Raw genomic sequence first — 1,198 nt, 5'->3', positions numbered from 1 at the left:
CGCTTGTATGGTTGTTTCTGCCTTAATCTACGATCATAGTTAGGGCATCGGGGAGGCGGAGGCTCATCGCTGCGCTTCAGCCACTTTCGTGTACTGACTGTGCGAGATTTCACCCCTCCACCCCATTCATTAATGAGCGCCTATTAAGAATCTTGCCTTCAATGGCCGATTTCAACAAGCTTGCGCCTTTCGTGAGTCCCGATACTTTTTTAACTTTACGTGGGAGTGCTGAAAATGGCAATGGCTACTGTTGTTGAAGATTTTGGAATGGATGTCGCTAAGGATTGGTTGGATATTTTTGATGGAGATACTGTTGTTCGGATTGAGAATAACCAACGTTCTATTAAAGCGTTTCTTAAAGTAATTTCTACACCCTGCAGCATCGCGATTGAGTCTACGAACACTTATCATGAGTTGATGGTGGAGTTAGCTATTGCAGCTAAACACACGGTGTTTGTGGTTGATGCTTATCGTCTGTCTCGTTACCGCGATGCTGTTGGGGTAAGGGCTAAAACCGATGAAAATGATGCGATTCTTTTACATCGTTATTTACGTTCTGAAAGGCAGCATCTGGTAGCCTTCAAACCCTTACCTAAAGCGGTTAAACGCCTTAATCGCCTACTCAAAGCGCGTGCTAAATTGACTCAATTAAAGACAGCGATGGGGTTGTCTTTAGCGGGTGTGGCTGAGTTGGCGATAACACGCAAAGCGCTATTAAAACGCTTTGATGATGCAATGGCTGTGATTGATAAACGGATGCTTGATTGTATTACATCAGGTGGCTATAAGAATGATTATCGACGTTGTTTAAGCATCCCTGGAGTGGGTCCTATTAATGCCGCTGCATTAGTGGCTATCTTTCATCGAGGTGTTTTTTCTAAGTCAGATGCCTTCATTGCTTTTATGGGTTTAGATGTGAGGGTAAGAGAGTCTGGATATTTTAAAGGTAGGAGAAAACTATCCAAACAAGGCAGTCCTGAGATAAGACGATTATTATTTAATGCAGCTAGAGCTGGAGCAAAAACGAAACATTGGAATAATTACTACTTAGCCATGAGAGCAAGAGGTCATTCAACAACGGCGACTGCTGTTGCCTTATCACGTAAAATTGCTAGACTGGCTTTTGCACTGATGAGAGATCAAGCTGAATTTCGTCCTGTTTAGGTTTTTTTATCTTGAATGTGGACATAGAATCTCG

General features: G+C 42.8%; 1 protein-coding gene. It reads left to right on the top strand.

Annotated elements, in window-relative coordinates; genetic code table 11:
* Positions 1 to 234 precede the first annotated feature (234 nt).
* Complete coding sequence (locus tag Q1A31_RS20885; RefSeq protein WP_299881745.1) at positions 235 to 1,164, top strand: transposase; 930 nt, start codon at positions 235 to 237, stop codon at positions 1,162 to 1,164.
* Positions 1,165 to 1,198 lie beyond the last annotated feature (34 nt).

Origin of the sequence: uncultured Cocleimonas sp., from assembly GCF_947495625.1 — a bacterium.
Lineage (GTDB): Bacteria > Pseudomonadota > Gammaproteobacteria > Thiotrichales > Thiotrichaceae > Cocleimonas.
The sequence above is the reverse complement of the archived record's forward strand: the minus strand, read 5'-3'. Positions and strand labels throughout refer to the sequence as shown.